10 protein-coding genes and 2 pseudogenes are annotated in these 16,265 nt (G+C 66.9%); 4 read left to right on the top strand and 8 right to left on the bottom strand.

Annotated elements, in window-relative coordinates:
- The first annotated feature begins 13 nt into the window (after nt 1-13).
- Complete coding sequence (locus ABZ848_RS35740; protein ID WP_360838692.1) at nt 14-1,357, top strand: hypothetical protein; 1,344 nt, start codon at nt 14-16, stop codon at nt 1,355-1,357.
- 409 nt (nt 1,358-1,766) lie between these two features.
- Nucleotides 1,767-2,149, top strand: a pseudogene (locus tag ABZ848_RS35735) (hypothetical protein); the annotation flags it as partial.
- Nucleotides 2,150-2,244: 95 nt separating this feature from the next.
- On the opposite strand, the gene ABZ848_RS35730 reads toward ABZ848_RS35735, so the two are convergent.
- Nucleotides 2,245-2,520, bottom strand: coding sequence for a hypothetical protein (locus ABZ848_RS35730; protein WP_360838690.1), 276 nt, complete (start codon nt 2,518-2,520; stop codon nt 2,245-2,247).
- A 152-nt stretch (nt 2,521-2,672) separates the two neighbouring features.
- Nucleotides 2,673-3,416: a hypothetical protein gene (locus tag ABZ848_RS35725; protein WP_360838689.1), complete on the bottom strand. Its 744-nt coding sequence runs from the start codon at nt 3,414-3,416 to the stop codon at nt 2,673-2,675.
- A 212-nt stretch (nt 3,417-3,628) separates the two neighbouring features.
- Between ABZ848_RS35725 and ABZ848_RS35720 the strand changes: the two are divergent.
- Nucleotides 3,629-4,045: pseudogene (locus ABZ848_RS35720) on the top strand (transposase); the annotation flags it as partial.
- A gap of 54 nt (nt 4,046-4,099) precedes the next feature.
- Here ABZ848_RS35720 and ABZ848_RS35715 read toward each other — a convergent pair.
- From ABZ848_RS35715 to ABZ848_RS35690, 6 genes are all read right to left on the bottom strand, one after another.
- Entirely contained in the window at nt 4,100-5,227 is a 1,128-nt protein-coding gene (locus tag ABZ848_RS35715) for an ROK family transcriptional regulator (protein ID WP_360838726.1), read from the bottom strand.
- A 215-nt stretch (nt 5,228-5,442) separates the two neighbouring features.
- Nucleotides 5,443-6,204 (bottom strand): phytanoyl-CoA dioxygenase family protein, encoded by a 762-nt coding sequence (locus ABZ848_RS35710; RefSeq protein WP_360838688.1) that lies wholly within the window; start codon nt 6,202-6,204, stop codon nt 5,443-5,445.
- A gap of 59 nt (nt 6,205-6,263) precedes the next feature.
- Nucleotides 6,264-7,160 carry an aminoglycoside phosphotransferase family protein gene (locus ABZ848_RS35705; protein ID WP_360838687.1) on the bottom strand — a complete coding sequence of 299 codons (897 nt, stop codon included), beginning with the start codon at nt 7,158-7,160 and terminating at the stop codon, nt 6,264-6,266.
- Nucleotides 7,161-7,271: 111 nt separating this feature from the next.
- Nucleotides 7,272-8,525, bottom strand: coding sequence for a 6-phospho-beta-glucosidase (locus tag ABZ848_RS35700; RefSeq protein WP_360838685.1), 1,254 nt, complete (start codon nt 8,523-8,525; stop codon nt 7,272-7,274).
- A 167-nt stretch (nt 8,526-8,692) separates the two neighbouring features.
- Nucleotides 8,693-9,877, bottom strand: a complete 1,185-nt coding sequence (locus ABZ848_RS35695) for a cytochrome P450 (RefSeq protein WP_360838683.1) — start codon at nt 9,875-9,877, stop codon at nt 8,693-8,695.
- A 6-nt stretch (nt 9,878-9,883) separates the two neighbouring features.
- Entirely contained in the window at nt 9,884-12,958 is a 3,075-nt protein-coding gene (locus ABZ848_RS35690) for an amino acid adenylation domain-containing protein (protein WP_360838682.1), read from the bottom strand.
- Nucleotides 12,959-13,130: 172 nt separating this feature from the next.
- On the opposite strand from ABZ848_RS35690, the gene ABZ848_RS35685 reads away from it, so the two are divergent.
- Nucleotides 13,131-16,076, top strand: coding sequence for a beta-ketoacyl synthase N-terminal-like domain-containing protein (locus tag ABZ848_RS35685; protein WP_360838681.1), 2,946 nt, complete (start codon nt 13,131-13,133; stop codon nt 16,074-16,076).
- The last annotated feature ends 189 nt before the right edge of the window (nt 16,077-16,265 follow it).

The raw sequence follows: 16,265 nt of genomic DNA, 5'->3' as shown, positions 1-16,265 counted from the left end.
GCATTATGAGGGCATGACCGCGCACGACCGGCGCGTCGGCGCCACCACGCTGAAGCGGCTCAGGCTGTCCCGCGGCTGGTCCCTCGCAGACACCGCACGGGCAATCATCGACGCGGCCTCCCGGCTCGGACAGCCCTTCGGCTCCAGCGTCGCCAGCGTGCAACGGTCCGTGGCTCGGTGGGAGAGCGCGACCGCGCCGATCTTGCCCGGCGAGCGGTATCAACTCCTACTTGCCCACGTCTATGCACGCGATCCCGACGGTCAGCACAGCCTCGGCCTTGGCTCGGACTTCGCCGAACTCCTCAACGCCCTTGCCCACCTGGGGGAGAGCGAGCGTCGACTCCACGAACTGCGCGCGCTGCTCGTTCGTACGGCCACCGACGCCGGCGGTGGCTTGCTCGCCCTGCTCGGGCCGACGACGCAGCACGCCATGCACGCGGCGCTCACCGATCCGACCCGCGTCGACGGAGAACTGCTCGCCGGCATGCGCGCGGCCATCGGCGACGTGAACCGGCAAGTCGGCAGCATCCCGTTCGTGCGCCTACAACTGTTGCTCGCCCCCGTCGTTGAATCCTGCCGCCGACTGCTCACGGATACCGTAGCTCCGCCCCTGCTGAGCGAGCTGCGTTCGATAGCCGCGCAGGCTTACACCCTGGCCGGCCGTCTCGCCTTCGAGACCCGGGACGACGAGGCCGCCCGTGCCCTGTACTCCGCGGCCACCGACACCGCTGGCCGCATCGGCGACCCGTGGCAACGCGCCGTCGTCCATATGAGCCACGCCTTGGTCACCCTGTACTCGACGCCCGGCATCGACGCCGCACGCGCCCTCGTCGACGCCGCTGTACGGGACGCACGAACCGGTGCGAGCATCACTGTCCGAGGCCGCGCACACGCACTACAGGCAGAGATCGCCGCGCGCGCCGGGGCCAGGCGCCACGCGCAGGCCGCGCTGTCGCTGGCGTGGTACGACATGGACGGCGACCGGGACGGCGATCCGTCGTCGAGCAGTTTCTCCCCTGCCCACCTGCGCGGCTTCGACGGGCTGTGCGAGCTGTACGTCGGCGATCCAGCAGCGGCGCACGACGCGTTCGCCCGCTCTGCCCAAGCGCTCACCAGGCCACGTGAACGCGTGCAGCGCGCCATCGTCACCACCGATCAGGCGCTCGCCCGAATCCGGCTCGGCGACCCGCGCGCCGCCGCCGAACTACTGCACGAGTGCATCGACGGGGCATCGAGCACAGGCGGGCGAGTCGCGACCATCCGGCTGCGCCGGGCACGGCATGAGCTGCGCACATGGCGCGCCGAAGACTTCGTCGCCGATCTCGATGACCACCTGATCGGTGCTCTTGGCGCGTAGGCCTGCGGGTCGCGCTCCGCCATCGCCCAGGCGATGGCCACGCGGCAGGTGATGGTGTCCCTCGTGGTCCCGGAGCCCGAGCCCGGACACCAGGAGGCAGGAAACCCGCCAGTAGCTATCCAAGCGTCGCGACGGTGGTCTTCGCGGCAGGTCTTCTTTGCCTTGTCCTCTCTGAAGTTCCTGTCTATTAATTAGCCCGAAAAGTAGATGTATGTGACATTCAGCCTGCTGCTTACGCCGGGGGCGGGGACGATCTACCTACCGTCACGCATCCAGCGCCCCGGAGCGGCATTGTCAGAAGCTGTTGTCGTTCCGAATCTGAGGGCGATGTTTTCGCTGGTCAGGCATAGGGTTGGCAAATCGGTGGGAGTGGTGGCGTGTCGTGTCGTCGCTCCCCGGGAGGTCGCTGATGCCGTCAGTGGTCGGACTGCTGGAACAGCATGAGCTCGCTGCTCGACGTCGTGCCGAGGAGTTGCATCAGGAAGCCGATCGCATCCAGGCCGAGCTGGCCGCGGCCGAGGAGGAATGGCAGGAGTGGGCGATCGCCCGCTGGCGAGTGGGCACGTCCTGGCTCCGGACGGCGGCAGCATCACTGTCGAGGAGGTCGTCCCCGGCCCGGTCGCGGGCTCGACGTCCCGGCAGGCGGCGAGGGCGAGGTCGCAGGTGCCGGTGTGGCGTGAGGGGCTGGCCTGGTCTGTGCTGTCGGTGGACTACCAGCGCATTCTTGGGGCGCTCGCCGACCGGGACCGGCTCCATCGAGGGCCGCTGAGCTGCCAGGAGTTGGCCGTGTTGTGCACGAGATCCCTCGCCTGAAGTCCTGGCGAACCCTGGGAAGTTGACTCCGCCGACACCAAGATCCCCGACAGAGTCAAGCTAACGAAGCACCACTAGTTGTTGCTGGTCTGAGGTTGAAGGTGAAGGCCGAGGGCGCCGAGGTGCGCTCCGGCGGGCCATGACCCACCGCCGTACCTGGGCTCGTCGCCGTCGAAGAGCGGGACGGCGGGAAGCTGTGCGGCTGCCCAGTCGTAGACGCGGGGGTCTTTGGCGTCCTCCCCGCACGAGCGCCGATCCCAGGAGTAGCCGGGCTCATCGCCGGTGAGCTGGTCGATGCGCCAGCAGGCGACGAGGGACTGCGCGCCCTGGTCCAGCACGGTTTCACCCACCTGAAGAACTGGCGGACTCTCACCGCCTCCCCATTACCCCGCCCGCGCTACCCACCTCCTTGATCTTCGCGTCCCGACCCGCGCAAGCCGGACATGGTCTACGGAATGCCCGGCCCATCACAGATCACCACGACGGTTGCGTATCTTGCTGCTCATCCTTCCTGGTCAAAACCATGCTCACTGATCAAGGCCTGGATGTCAGCGATGCCAACGTTCCGCCCGGTGCCGTTCGGGCGGAATGTGACCTGCCAGCGGAGGTGCCTAAGCCGCTCAGATTCAGTCTGCACGGAAGTTCGCAGGACAGCTAACGCTGGGTCGAGGACCCATACGCCATCGCGATAGAGCGCGAAGCCGAGCCGAGCCCATGCCTGGCTAAGTCCTGGGCAGCGGGTCTCGTGGGGCATCCCGTCACTGTCTTCAAAGTCTTCAAGTTGGAGCGCATTGGGCAGGAGGGCGATCACGCCCGATTCGCGGCAGAGATACTCCAAGGCTATGCCGGCCAGTAGGGTACCGAGGCCGTGACCACGCAGACGATGATCGATTTCCGCGCGATCTATGATCCAGGCCTTGCCTGCGACGAAGAGGCTCTCCCATAGGTCGTCTCGGAAGTCTCCTGTGACGGGATCGTAGAGGGCCTGACCAATGGTGGAGAGGTCTCGGCTAAGTTCGCTAAGCATGACGGCCGCGTTGTCACACGCATAGTGGTCAACTAGGAGTAGACGGATATGGCCGATGCGCACGCCTGATGCGTCCTTGGACAAGTGCATGCCGACTTCCCATGTCTGTACAGGGCTGCCAGTGCATCCGATCTTGTGCTCACTGGAGTAGGTGAGGGTGAAGTCGTCAATGCCGAGCGTCTCGATGACGGTGAGGGATGCTTCGCTTCGTCTGGTCATGGAAGAAGTCTGAACCATCCAGGGAGAAAGGAGCCTTGGGCTGCCGGGCGGACGAGGGAGCCGCTGTTCGACATCGCCTTGTCTACCGCTCGGTGTGGCGGAGCCGTCTGTGGAGTACGCGGCGGACGGGGGCCTCCCCCTGAATGGTGATGAGGACGGTCGCGGTCATCGAGCAAGGCCGACGTTGCAGCATCGGTCGGGAAGGCACGCCCGTGCTTACGGTAGTCAACGAGGACGGCACCACGCCAAGCAGCAGCTCGCTGCTGGATGAGATCGTCCGAGAAGGCACACGGCAGATGCTGGCCGCCGCGCTGGAGGCCAAAGTCAACGCCTACACAGCCGAGTTGGCTGATGAACGCGACGACAAGGGGCGCCGCCTGGTGGTCCGCAACGGTTATCACCAGCCCAGGAAGGTCACCACCGCGGCTGGCATGGTCGAGGTGAAGGCACCGTGGGTGAACGACAAGCGCGTGGAGGAGGCCACGGGCGAGCGCAAGCGGTTCTCCTCCGCGGTTCTGCCGCCGTGGTGCCGCAAGTCGCCGAAGATCAGCGAAGGGCTGCCGCTGCTCTACCTGCACGACTTGTCCTCGGGTGACTTCGTGTCCGCGCTGGAGCAGTTCCTGATCAGCGCCAAACGCAAACAATTACTTCACCCACCCGGTCGGGGACAATTCGCCTGGGCTTTACCCCTCACCGAGCAGCGCCTCCCGGGCCGCGTCGCGGCCCGACAGACGGGCGCCCTCCAGGACCGCGTCGCCGCCGAGGGTGGTGGCCCTGACCTCCGTGAGCACCGGGGTAAGGGTCGACAGGCAAGCGGCGACGCGAGCGGCTAGGGCCGGGCCGCCCGCGAGACCGAACTCGCCGCCCAGGACGACACAGCCCGGGTCGAGCACCGCCACCACGGCTGCTGCGCCCAGGGCAAGCCGTTCGGCCAGGACCTCCAGGAAGGTTTCGCCGACGGCGCCCGCCACCGCCTCCTCCACCGGCCCCACGAACCCGTGCTCCGCCACCAGCGACGCCACCGCCTCGCGCCCGGCGAGGGCCTGGAAGCCGCCACCGCAGTCGGTGGCGGAGGGCAGACCAGAAGTGCCGGGTACGGGCAGGAAGCCGATCTCGCCCGCACCACCGGACGCACCCTTGCGCAGTCGGCCATCTAGGACCACTGCGGCGCTGACGCCCGTGCCCAGCCAGAGCAGCACGAAGGAGTCGAGGTTCCGGGCGACGCCCCGGCGCTGCTCGGCGACGGCGGCCAGGTTGGTCTCGTTCTCGACCAGGATCCGAGCGGACAGATCCCGCTGGAGCGTGGCCACCAGTTCCCGGTGCCAAGCCGGCAGGCCGCTGGTGTCGCGCAGTTCGCCGGTCACAGGGGAGGCCAGGCCGGGGGCGCCGACTGTCACGGTGTGCAGCTCGGCCGCGCCCACCTCGCAGGCCGCCTGGCGCAGTTCGGCGACGGCCGTCTCGGGCGCGTCCACCGGAAGCGAAGTCCGGGTGAGGGGCCGGCCGAGCAGGTCGGTGACGACCGCGGTCGCGCTGTCGGTGCGTACGTCGATGGCGGCGAGGAAGGCGCGGCGGGCGCCGATGCCGTACAGACGGGCGTTGGGTCCCCTCTGCTGTACGCCGGACTCGCCCACCACCTCGATTATCCCGGCCGCCGCGAGCCGCTCGACCAGGTCTGCGACCGAGGGACGCGAGAGGCCGGTCAGCGTCTTGAGCTGGGCGGCTGTCAGGGGGCCCTGGTCCTGCAGGAGCCGAAGCGCCAGCCGGTCATTGATCGCCCGAGCGGTGCTCGGCGAGGCGGGGGCGGGAACCATTGGAGTCACGGAGGTTCCTCCTAGGCCGCCAGATGGACGGGAGATATCTATCAGGGAAGTTTCCTTATAATTTGAGCCCCATGACGACACCTGGGGAACACGACCTCACCTCTCTGCCCCGGCCAGCCTGTGTTCCCGCCCCGGGGACCGGGGGCACGGCGGACGGTGACGTTCCGGTCACGCCGCGCCGCCCGGGTACTACGTCCTCCGCAATCTCACGCCCGAGCTTCCAAGTGTGCCACGTCGAGGGCGGCCTCACGCAGTCCCAACAGGTCGAACGTCGGCTCCGACAGGTCCGCGGCGAGGGACGAGGGCAGTGTCGTCCAGTCGTAGTGCGTCGGGATGTCCGGGTGGGTGTAGGCCACGTGGATGCTCCGGCGGTCGGATCCACTGCTGTTCGGCCGACCACTGTGGATGAGGTGCGAGTTGTGCATGATAACGGCACCACGTGGCGCCTCGACTATGACCTCGTCCGGATGCGAGTCCATCGGGTCTCCCATCCGGGCAAGTGCGGCGGTGTCGTCCAGGTGGGAGCCCGGGATGACACGCGTCGCGCCGTTCTCCGCGGTGAAGTCATCCAGACACCAGATTGCGTTGCACTTGTCGAAGGGCCGCCCGCGCCGACGGTCGAGGACGTGCAACGGCTGCCCCGCCGCACCCGCCGCGGGAGAGCGGCCGTTGATCAGATTGAGCAGGAGCCGCGGTCCGACCATCAGGCGCGCGGCGTCAAGAATCAGCGGGCGCAGAAGGCCATCCTGCACCTTGGCCGAGTAGCGCAGGGCGTTGTCGACAAAGCGGACGCCCTTCTCGGAGTCACTGATCTCGTCAAGACGATAGGCCTCCCACGCGGTGTCCATCTCGTCGCCCAAGTCGTCGCATTCCTGCGGAGTGAACACGTCGAGGAGGACCACATATCCTTCGGTTTCAAGCTGCTCGCGTTCCCTGGGCGTCAGTGCAGTACGGGTCAAAACGTTCATCCTCCAGCGTCACAAATACACATTGCTGCCGAGCCCCTCGTGGTCGCGGTGCTCGAAACTCAGACCTTGGTGTTCGCGACGATCCGGTCGAGAGTTGTTCGACCCATGTTGTACATCGCCGGATTGGTGTCGATGTAGTACCAGATCGCGCCCATGCACTGTTCGAACGCCCACGCCTTGCTGCGCTCCCATTCCAGGTCGTCACAGCCCAGCTCCTCGCGGAACACCGCGCGGGACGTGTCGTCGAGCAGGTGCCAGGCGGAGATGACGTCCAAGGCCGGATCGGCCGGTGCGAAGTCACCGCTGTCGAGAACGCCAGCCAGCCGACCTCTGTCGACCAGAACGTTGTTGGGAGTCAGATCCCCGTGCGACATCACGTCACCCGACGTTCTGGAAAGTTCACGGAAGTGGCTCCAGAGCCTGCGGAGAAGGGGCACGTCCAGCAGGCCCTCGCTCTTCTCGAAGCAGAGCTCGACCCATTCATCGTGACGGGACAGTTCGCCCCCCCGCTTCTCGCCGTGGAACGTGCGGCCTTCGGTGTCGGCGGTCCGCAGCCCCTTGATGAGACCCGCGAGGTCGCGGGCGAATTCGGCGGACCCGCCGAAGCCGGCGGTGGCGACATCTCCTGGCACCCACGTCTGCACCGACCACGGCAGCGGGTAGCCACTCCCCGGCTTACCGAGAGCGACGGGACGAGGAGCCGCGACCGGACAGTGGTCCGCGAATCGCTGCGAGGCTCGGGCCTCGCGCTGGAGCGTCTCCAGGCACACCTCGGGATCCACCAACCGCAGCGGGAAACGCGCCGCCAAGTCGTCGCCGATGCGGAAGATGGCATTCACTGTACCGCTCGACGTCAGACGCCGGATCCGCAATCCATTCCATTCGGGAAACTGGGTGGCAATGAGCTCTTGGACAGCTTCGTCTTCCATGATGATCTCGCCATCGTGCATGGTCATGCTTTGTGTGTCCGATCTTGGGTCAGTGGTACCGGCCTGCGCCTGGCCATTCCGTCCGATATCGATGAGAGCGGCGCACCCCATGGTGACTGCCGAGTGCGCGGACCGGTTTCAACGAGCCCATGCCAGATGCTCGGCATTGGCCGCGATCAGCTTGTCCGTGAGGACTTCCGCCGCTTGATGCTGACCGATCAGCGGGTGCGACAGCAGGGCAGCGTACACACGCTCACCGCCTCCGCGTATGGCCGCGTCAAGGGCCAGATCCTCGTACGCGCTGACCGCGGCGATGAGACCGGACAGTCCAGGCTCGACTCCGGCGATCGGCCGGGGGTGAGCGCCTTCCGTGTTCACATCGCATGTCACCTCGATCACGGCGTTGTCAGGCAGGAACGGCAGCGTGCCGTTGTTGCACACGTTGACGGCGTGCGGACCCGCCGTGCTCGGATTCAGCAGCGAGGAGAGCAACCCCACTGCGGCCTCTGAATAGTAGGTGCCACCCCGCTCTTCCAGAAGCTTGGGCTTCTTGGTGAGCTGGGGATCGGCGTACATGCGCAGCAGTTCGGATTCGATGGCTGCGACCTGCTCACCGCGAGTGGGCCGACCCGTCTCCTCCCGGACCACCTCATCGTGACAATAGTAGTAGCGGAGATAGTAGGACGGCAAAGATCGCGTGGATCGCAGGATCCTAGGAGGCAGCCCGACCTTGGCGGTCAGCTCGTCGGGCCGGGACTCCAGCAACTCGGGCAGGCGGTCGACGCCGTCGACGTAGACGGCCGTCTCCCACGTCAGATGGTTGAGTCCGACGTGTTCGAGCAGGACCGACGACGGCTCGACATCCAGCAACTGGGCGATCCAACGCTCAAGCCCGATGGCTACGTTGCACAGACCCACCGCGCGGTGTCCGGCGTCCAGCAAGGCGCGGGTGACGATGCCGACCGGGTTGGTGAAGTTGACGATCCAGGCGCCCGGCGCCGCCAGTCGCGCCGCGCGCTCGGCGATGTCCAGCACCACGGGGACCGTGCGCATCGCCTTGGCCAGCCCGCCGAAGCCGGTGGTCTCCTGGCCGACGCATCCGCACTCCATCGGGAGGGTCTCGTCGCTGATCCGGGCCTGCTGCCCGCCGACGCGGAGCTGCAGGATGACCACGGAGGCATCGCTGAGGCCGGCGTCGAGGTCACTGGTCCACGTGACCCGGCCCGAGGCCCCGTAGTCGCCGAAGATCCGGCTAGACAGTCCACCGATGACTTCGAGGCGATCGACGATCGGGTCGACAAGGCATAGTTCCGCTTGCGGGAAAAGGCGAGCGAATCCGTCAACGAGTTCCGGTGTGTACGTCGACCCACCGCCCACAACTGCGATTTTCATTCCTGACTCCTGCAATCTTCACCACGCGGCATGAAGCAGATTCGAACAAGAATAAAAGAACGCCGTTGCCTGTCAAGGCAATTGGGCTTCACATAGCCGTAGTTCGGGCGGTTCCGGCTCCCGTCGTCGGCCGCCGGCTAACCATCCGGATTTCCTTCACCCGACGATTACCTCAGCGCAAGACGCATGGGCAGCCGGGCCGGCCCGTTGACGGCGATCGATGCTAGCGGAGTAACGGGTCCGGTCTGCTCGAAGGCGGCCACGGAGGTAACCAACTCCTCAAGCAGAATGCGACTCTGATGGCGCGCCATTATCTGGCCGATGCATACGTGCGGGCCAAAGCCGAGAGCGAGGTGACGGTTGGGTTTGCGGCGGAGATCAAACTTCTCCGGCCCCTCGAACTCCCGCTCGTCGCGGTTGGCCGAACGCACCCAGAGCACAACTCGCTCACCCTTCCGGATCCGGCATCCTTCCCGTTCCATGTCGCTCGTGGCGGTTCTCATGCTGTGCGTCGCGCTGCTGCCCCAGCGCAGAATCTCTTCCACGGCGCTCGCCTGAATCTCAGGGTGCTCGCGGAGGTCGTGCCACTGCTCGGGATGGGCCACCAGCGCCGCCATCCCCGCGGCCAGCGACAGGCCCGCGTTCTCCGAGGCGCCCAGGAGGTTCTCGCAGTTGAGGAGCACCTCCGTCTCGGTGAGGAGCTCTTCGTCGACCTCACCTTCGAGGAGAAGGCTGATCGCGTCGTCGGACGGTCCTTTGTCCCGCTGCTCCATCAGGTCGATGACGTATCGGGTCAACGGCACATGACTCGTCATCGGCTTGGCCGCGGCGAATGCCTCCTCGATCCACCGCACGGCCGTGTCGAGATCCGCGTCCGGCACACCGAGCAGGCGGGCGATCAGCAGGCTCGACAGTCGCCCGGCGACGTCGTGGACGAAATCGAATTCCCCGCTCTCCGCGGCCCGGAACAGCACGTCGCGCACGTCTGCACGCAGGCGATCCGCCAGGGCGCGCGCATTGCGCTCGTTGAAATGCGGGGCCAGAATGGTACGTAGGCTACTGTGCCGTGGTGGGTCCGTCAGGGCGAGGGTGAGTCCTGCGCCCGGGTCCTCGCCGTTTACGTACGCGCGCAGGAGGACTCCCCCGGCGGAGCTGAATCGTTCGGGGTCGGCGTAGACGGAACGGACGTCCTGATACCGCGTCACCGACCAGAACGCCGGGTACCCGTCGGGCTCGTGACGTACCCATGGGTGACGGTCTCGCATCTCACGCCAGACATCGTCCGCGCTTCCGTCCGCGTGTGTCAGAGGATCGAGCAGCGCGTCGGCTGCCGCGTACGAGGAATGCGTCACGGCGACTCAGCCTTCCATCTTTCGTATGTGGTCGAGGAAGACGCTCAGCAGCGTACGGGCGACCGCGGTCGGCACTGCCGCGATGTGGTAGGTCACCTCGATAAGGACGCTTCCGCCGTCAGCCGGCCAGATCTCGCAGTGCAGTTCCATCGGCACATCGAGGTACGGCAGGCGCAGGCGCGATACCGCGAGTCCGTTCAGGCGCAGGTCGGCCACCCGGTTGTCCTGGAGCGCGAACATCATCTGGAAGATCGGTGTACGGCCGCGAGGGCCCGGTCCGATCAACTCGACCAGCCGGTCCGACGGAGCCTCTTGGCACGCGAGCGCGGACTCGATCCGCCGTGACGTGAAGTCGATGGCCTCACCGAACGAAACGTCATGGCCATCACGCAGGGATGGGCCGTTCAACCGGATGGGGACGATGGCCAGTTGGCAGCCTATTGCCCGCTCGTCCCCTACCGAGACCCGGTCCGCGACCGGGACCCCCACCGCTGTGTCGGTGACGGCGAGCGCCTCGGCGAGTGCCCATCCCCACGCCGTCAGCAGCACGGTGAACGGGGTGGTGGCTCGCTCGCGGGCCACTCGGGACACGGCCGCGTACTCCTTGGAGGTCAGCTGTTCGATGAGGGCCTCGACTCCGAACCCAGTTGTGGGCGGCGCGACTTCAGACCAGGTGATCTCGGGAACACCGCGAAATGTGTATGCCTGTGCCCGTAGTTGTCCCTCGACGTCCGCGCTGTCTGACTTCATACGGCGCAGTTGGGTGAGCTGGGTCAGTCCGGGGGGCGGTGGGGCCTCCACCTCGCCGTTGTAGGCCCGGCTGAGATCGTCCGCGAGGACGGCTTCAGACCAGCCGTCGAATGCCACGTGATGGAAGCTGCACCCAAAGACACTCACGTCGCCGGCCAGCACCGGCACGATGGCCGTGCGCCAGACGATGCCTTCTTCGGGAGCGAACGGCAGGGCTAGTTCCGCCTTGAGGGCCTCGACCGCGGCCTCGAAGGAGTTCGTGGGGCAAAGGACGTTCAGGGGTGGCGCGTCGATGTCGGTGGTCGCCATGTGCGGTCGCGGCTCCAGCGTGTACTCAGCCCGCAGCGGCTCATGGCGATCGTGCACGGCCACCACGGCCCGGTCCAGCGCTTCGAGATCGACCTGACCGGTCAGGGTCCAACCGACCAGGCAGTGGTTCGTGAGTCCTTCCGGCTGGACGATGTCACGCAGGAGGAAGGCAGTCTGCACCTGGCTCAAATCGAGGTCGGCGACCGGCTGCGGCTCGCGCCGCTCCTCTTCGATCGCGCCGCGCAGCCAGGCCGTCAGGCCGGACACGCTCGAGTCCCGGTAGAACTGCGACAGCGGAATCACCTGGTGCGTACGTTGCCCCAGCCTCGCGCAGAGCCGGCCCGCGTCGAGCGACGATCCGCCCATGCCGAAGAAAGATTCGTCGTCGGGGACGTCGGTGCGGCCCAGCACTTGGGTGAACGCTTCAGCGACGACGTCCCTGAGCTCGTCGCTCGACGGTTTCACCGCCTTCGCGACGACGTCCCGCCGCTCCGGTATGCCGGAGGCATCCGGCTCAGGATCGTCCGAGAGCCATTCGAGCAGGCGCGCCTCACTGACCTTTCCCCTGTCGTTCAGGGGAAAGTCGTCGATCACCAGCACACGCGCGGGGCATTGGTACGACGGCAGGTGCTCTTCGATCAGCCTGCGCAGGCCGGGAAGCCGGTCACCCCTTTCACGAGGCACGCAGAACGCCACGAGTTCGCAAGCGTCATCGAGCGCCGTCCGGCGTGCCACGACACGGCAGTCGACGACGCCGGGAGAAATATTGAGGACGGCCTGCTCAACATCCGCCGGTTCGACGCGGTTGCCCCGCACCTTAACCTGCCGGTCGGCACGTCCACGGAACTCCAGCAATCCGTCCGGCGACCGCCACACTCCGAGGTCGCCGGTGCGATACACCCGGGTAGGACGACCGTCGAGGACGTACGTGGCAAAGCGTTCCGCCGTCAGTTCTGGGTCGCCGAGATAGCCGATCGCCAACCCGTCACCCGTGATGCAGATTTCCCCCTCTTCGTCATCTCCGCATTCCCGATCCCCATCGAGTACGTAGATGCGTGTCGCGGGCACGCACAGGCCGAGGGGAATCCCTCCCGGGCGGAGGTGGTCCATGGGCATGACACGGTGGGTACTCGCGAAAATCGTGCTCTCCACAGGTCCGTACCCATTGGTGAGTTCAATTACCGGATGTGCTTCAAGGAACCTGCGCACGTGGTCGACCGACAGCCGCTCGCCGCCCACCATCACCTGCGACAACCCGGAGAAGGAGCTGAGGTCCTCGTCAACGATCATATTGAAGACACTGCTGGTCAGCCAGACCGTGTTCACCCCGTCCTCGGCGACGCCCCGCCGCAGCAAGTCCGGCGTCAGGAAAGGCTCTTCGATGATGACGCTGGTCCCACCCCGCAGCAGGGCGCCCCAGAGCTCCAGGGCAAAGGCGTCCCACGGTGTCGCCGCCGCCAGTGTCATGACCGTCCGCTGGTCGAAGCACGCGAACGTGTCGTCGACGAACAGCCTGGAAATTGACCGGTGCGGAACGACGACGCCCTTGGCCCGTCCTGTCGTACCGGACGTGAAAAAGACACAACACGCCTCGTCCGAACCTACCGCGACGGGACGGAAGTCGACCGGCGGCCGTGCGTCGTACGACGCTCTGCTCCCGGAATCCGTCAACTCCCCGGCAGGCGGGGTCCACACCGACAACCCCAACTCGTTCGCGGGGTCATCGTCGATGACCATCGTCGCTTCGAGGTCGCGGACCACCGACAGAAGACGGGGCTGGGGCCACTGGGGGTCCAACAAGGCAAATGCCGCACCGGCCTTGAGGACCGCCAGCAAAGCCGTTATGAGTCTCATACTGCGCGGCAACAACACCGGAACCAGCGTTCCGGGTCCGACGCCACGCATCGCCAGCTCCGCGGCCCACCGAGTCGAGGCCTCGTCGAGTGCGGCATAAGTCAAGTCGCGGCCATGGGCACGCAATGCGACGCTGTGCGGCGAACTCGCCGCCACGCGCGCCACCATTTCATGGAGTCCGCCCCCCATGACCAATTCTGCCGTATTAGTTGGGACTTGCGCCCCGTCAACCGGCCTCATTGATACGCCCCTCGTGGTATAGCAATGTCGGATTCGACAGTAACTGCCCGATCAGACAAGGCTCGTTGATAGAGTGACAATTTTGGTTACAGTAACACTCATGATGCGCGACACCTCCCTTGATGTTGCTGTGGTTGGCATGGTTGCCCGCTTGCCAGGCCCAACCGACTTCCGACAGTGGTGGGACGGGATTGTCGAAGGCCAGACATTCCTCGCCTCGATACCTCGTGATGAACTGCTGCGGCGTGGCGTTCCGGCCCACCACGTGGACGACCCCGCTTATGTCCCGGTGCACGGCGTGTTGAGGGGAGTGGACAGGTTCGACAACGACTTCTTCCGCATAAGCCCGCGCGAGGCGGAGCGGATGGATCCGCAACACCGACTCGCGCTCGAACTGGCGTGGCAGGCCCTGGAGGACGCCGGCGTGCGGCCGAATGGCGACGCACTCCGGACAGGAGTGTTTGCCTCCAGCACCGGAAGCACGTACCTGCGATGGATCCTAGCCCGACAGCAGCCCGATCCGGGTGCCATGGACGATCTGATCCACGGTACCGAGCCGGACTTCCTCGCCAGCCGGATCTCCTACAAACTCGGTCTCACCGGCCCGGCCATGGCCGTTCAGACGGCATGCTCCTCCTCGCTCGTCGCGGTCCACCTCGCCGTCCAGGCGTTGATCAACGGCGACTGCCGGCAGGCCCTCGTGGTCGCCACGGGCATGAACTATCCGCAGGCCGGTTACATCCACCTGCCCGGAGGCGTCCAGTCCGCAACCGGCCGTTGCCGACCGTTCGACAGCGAAGCCGACGGTGTCGTCGGCGGCTCGGGAGCTGCCTGCGTCGTACTGCGTCTTCTGAGCGATGTGAACGAGGACGAGGTCGAGCCGCATGGTGTGATCCTCGGCACGGCGATCAACAACGACGGATCCGGCAAAGCCGGCTACTACGCGCCTTCACCCGAAGGGCAGGAACGTGCGATCCGGGAGGCGATCCGCACCGCGGACATCGACGCGTCGAGCCTCGGCTACCTCCAGATGCACGGCACCGGCACCGCAGTCGGCGACCCCCTGGAATGGAGCGCGGCCAGCTCGGCACTGACGGCGGAGGGCGCCGCCCCCGGGCAGATCGCGGTCGGCGCCGTCAAGTCGAACATCGGGCACCTGGACGCCTGCGCCGGCCTGGCGTCCCTCGTCACCACCCTGTCGGTACTCAAGAGCGGCACGGTGCCCCCCATCGCCAGCTTCAGCCAGCTCAACCCCCTCATCGCCGACCCGCACTCGCCGCTCTTCGTTCCGGACCGGGCGATGCCCTGGACCGGTACGAAACCCCGTCGGGCCGGGATCAGCGCCTTCGGCATCGGAGGCACCAACGCGCACGTCATCGTGGAAGCCGCGCGCCGATCGCCCGCGGTCACCGCGACGCCCCGGTCCGACAGTGCGGACGGACCACGCGTCCTCCCCGTGTCCGCCGCCAGTGCCGACGCCCTGACGCGTACGACCGAGGCCCTTGCCACCTGGCTCGAAGCGGAGAAGCCGGCGCTCGCCGATGTGGCACGGACGCTGGTGACGGGCCGCGCCGACCTGAGCCACCGACGGGCTGTCGTCGCATCCACGGTTCAGGAGGCGGCGAGTCTGCTGCGCCGGCGGCAGGAAGATGGCTCGCAGGCGACGACGACTCCGCCCGTGATCTTTGCCTTCCCCGGCCAAGGGGCGCAGTCGCCCGGCATGGCGAACGCCTACCACCGGGTGCTGCCGGGGTTCTCCGCCGCGCTCGAATCGTGTCTCCAGACCCTGCCGCTCGGCCTGCGGGACCGCGTGAGCCAGGCCTTGGACAATAGCGAGTTCCCGGCGGACGAACTCAGCCGCACCGAACTCGCCCAGCCCGCCATTCTCTGCCTCCAGGTCTCGGCCGTGTCAGCGCTGCGAGAGCTCGGCGTGAAGCCATCCGCCGTCCTCGGGCACAGCCTCGGAGAAGTGGCCGCCGCCACCACGGCCGGCGTGCTCGACATCGGCGCGGCCGTCGGCTTCGCGGTCGAACGCGGCAAGGCGATGCAGGCGTGCCCGCCGGGCAGGATGCTGGCACTCGCCTGCTCCGAAAGTCAGACCAGGGCCCTCATCGCGGGTACGGAGTTGGAGATCGCGGCCGTGAACGGCCCCGAGGCCTGTGTCGTCGCAGGGACGGAGGAGGAGCTCCAGCTCCTCTCCCAGCGCATCGACACCGGGACCTTCCAGCGCCTCCTCCGTACGACCCGCGGTTTCCACAGCCGGCTCATCGATCCGGCGCTCCCCGCGCTGCACGACGCCGTGTCCGAACTTACGAACATGCCAGCGACGTGTGTGTTCGCCTCCGGCCGTCGCCCCGACGTGTACGAGGTCGGCGATATCCCGGACCCCGGCACGTGGGTCGAAGCGGCCCGGTCGGAGGTGCGCTTCGGGGATGCCCTCACGGCGTTGGCCGCACGATTCCCGGGCGCGGTCGCCATCGACATCGGACCGGGACGCCCCCTGGCTCCCCTGCTGGACGCGGCGGACCTGCGGACGGCCGCCCTCGGCTCACCCAAGGCGGACACGTCCAAGCACGCCATGCTGGCCGGGCTCGCGGATCTGTGGGCTGGCGGGTACCCCGTCGCGCTCTCCGACCTCACTCCCCCGGCCCGCGCCGTCCACCTGCCCGTCTATCCGTTCGCAGGGCCCCGGCACGTCCCGGAGGTGGCCGCCACCGCCCCCGTCACGGTGCCGACCGTCTTCGTCACGACGCCAGGGGCGGACTCCCTCGTGAGCTCCTCGGCCGATGCCGAGCCGGCCGTACCCGCCACCACGGACCCCGGCACCCTCGTCCATACGAGCTGGCGTGAGCTCTTCGGCCACGAGAACCTGACCGACTCGACCGACTTCTTCGATATCGGAGGAGATTCACTGTTGATCACTCGGTTGGTCAGAAAGCTGAACCTCGCCCTCGGCATCCGGATCCCCATCCGCGATCTCCTGCACGCGCGAACGCTGGGCGGGCACGTCTCGGTCGTCGCCGAAGCCCTGCGGGCGCAGAGCTGATGCAGTGATTCCTAATGCTGTTTGTAAAGCCGCGTGAGCGGCGGGAGGCACGGCCTCGTAGGTCCCGTCGTTGGGTAGGAGTGTCCAGAGAACGTTGACGCGGCGGCGAGCCAAGGCGAGGCGGGCCAGGATGTGACGTTTACCCTCGGAACGTTTGTGGCCGTAGAATCGGCGGGAGTCCTCGCAGTG

The sequence above is a fragment of the Streptomyces sp. NPDC047081 genome (assembly GCF_040643775.1).
In the GTDB taxonomy this organism is placed as follows: Bacteria; Actinomycetota; Actinomycetes; order Streptomycetales; family Streptomycetaceae; genus Streptomyces.
Note: the sequence above shows the minus strand (reverse complement) of the source record. Positions and strands in the feature narration are given on the sequence as shown.

Coding starts and splice junctions, on each gene's coding strand:
- ABZ848_RS35740 (WP_360838692.1), top strand. CDS start 14: ATGACCGCGCACGACCGGCGCGTCGGCGCCACCACGCTGAAGCGGCTC.
- ABZ848_RS35725 (WP_360838689.1), bottom strand. CDS start 3,416: ATGACCAGACGAAGCGAAGCATCCCTCACCGTCATCGAGACGCTCGGC.
- ABZ848_RS35715 (WP_360838726.1), bottom strand. CDS start 5,227: ATGGTTCCCGCCCCCGCCTCGCCGAGCACCGCTCGGGCGATCAATGAC.
- ABZ848_RS35710 (WP_360838688.1), bottom strand. CDS start 6,204: ATGAACGTTTTGACCCGTACTGCACTGACGCCCAGGGAACGCGAGCAG.
- ABZ848_RS35705 (WP_360838687.1), bottom strand. CDS start 7,160: ATGACCATGCACGATGGCGAGATCATCATGGAAGACGAAGCTGTCCAA.
- ABZ848_RS35700 (WP_360838685.1), bottom strand. CDS start 8,525: ATGAAAATCGCAGTTGTGGGCGGTGGGTCGACGTACACACCGGAACTC.
- ABZ848_RS35690 (WP_360838682.1), bottom strand. CDS start 12,958: ATGGTGGCGCGCGTGGCGGCGAGTTCGCCGCACAGCGTCGCATTGCGT.
- ABZ848_RS35685 (WP_360838681.1), top strand. CDS start 13,131: ATGATGCGCGACACCTCCCTTGATGTTGCTGTGGTTGGCATGGTTGCC.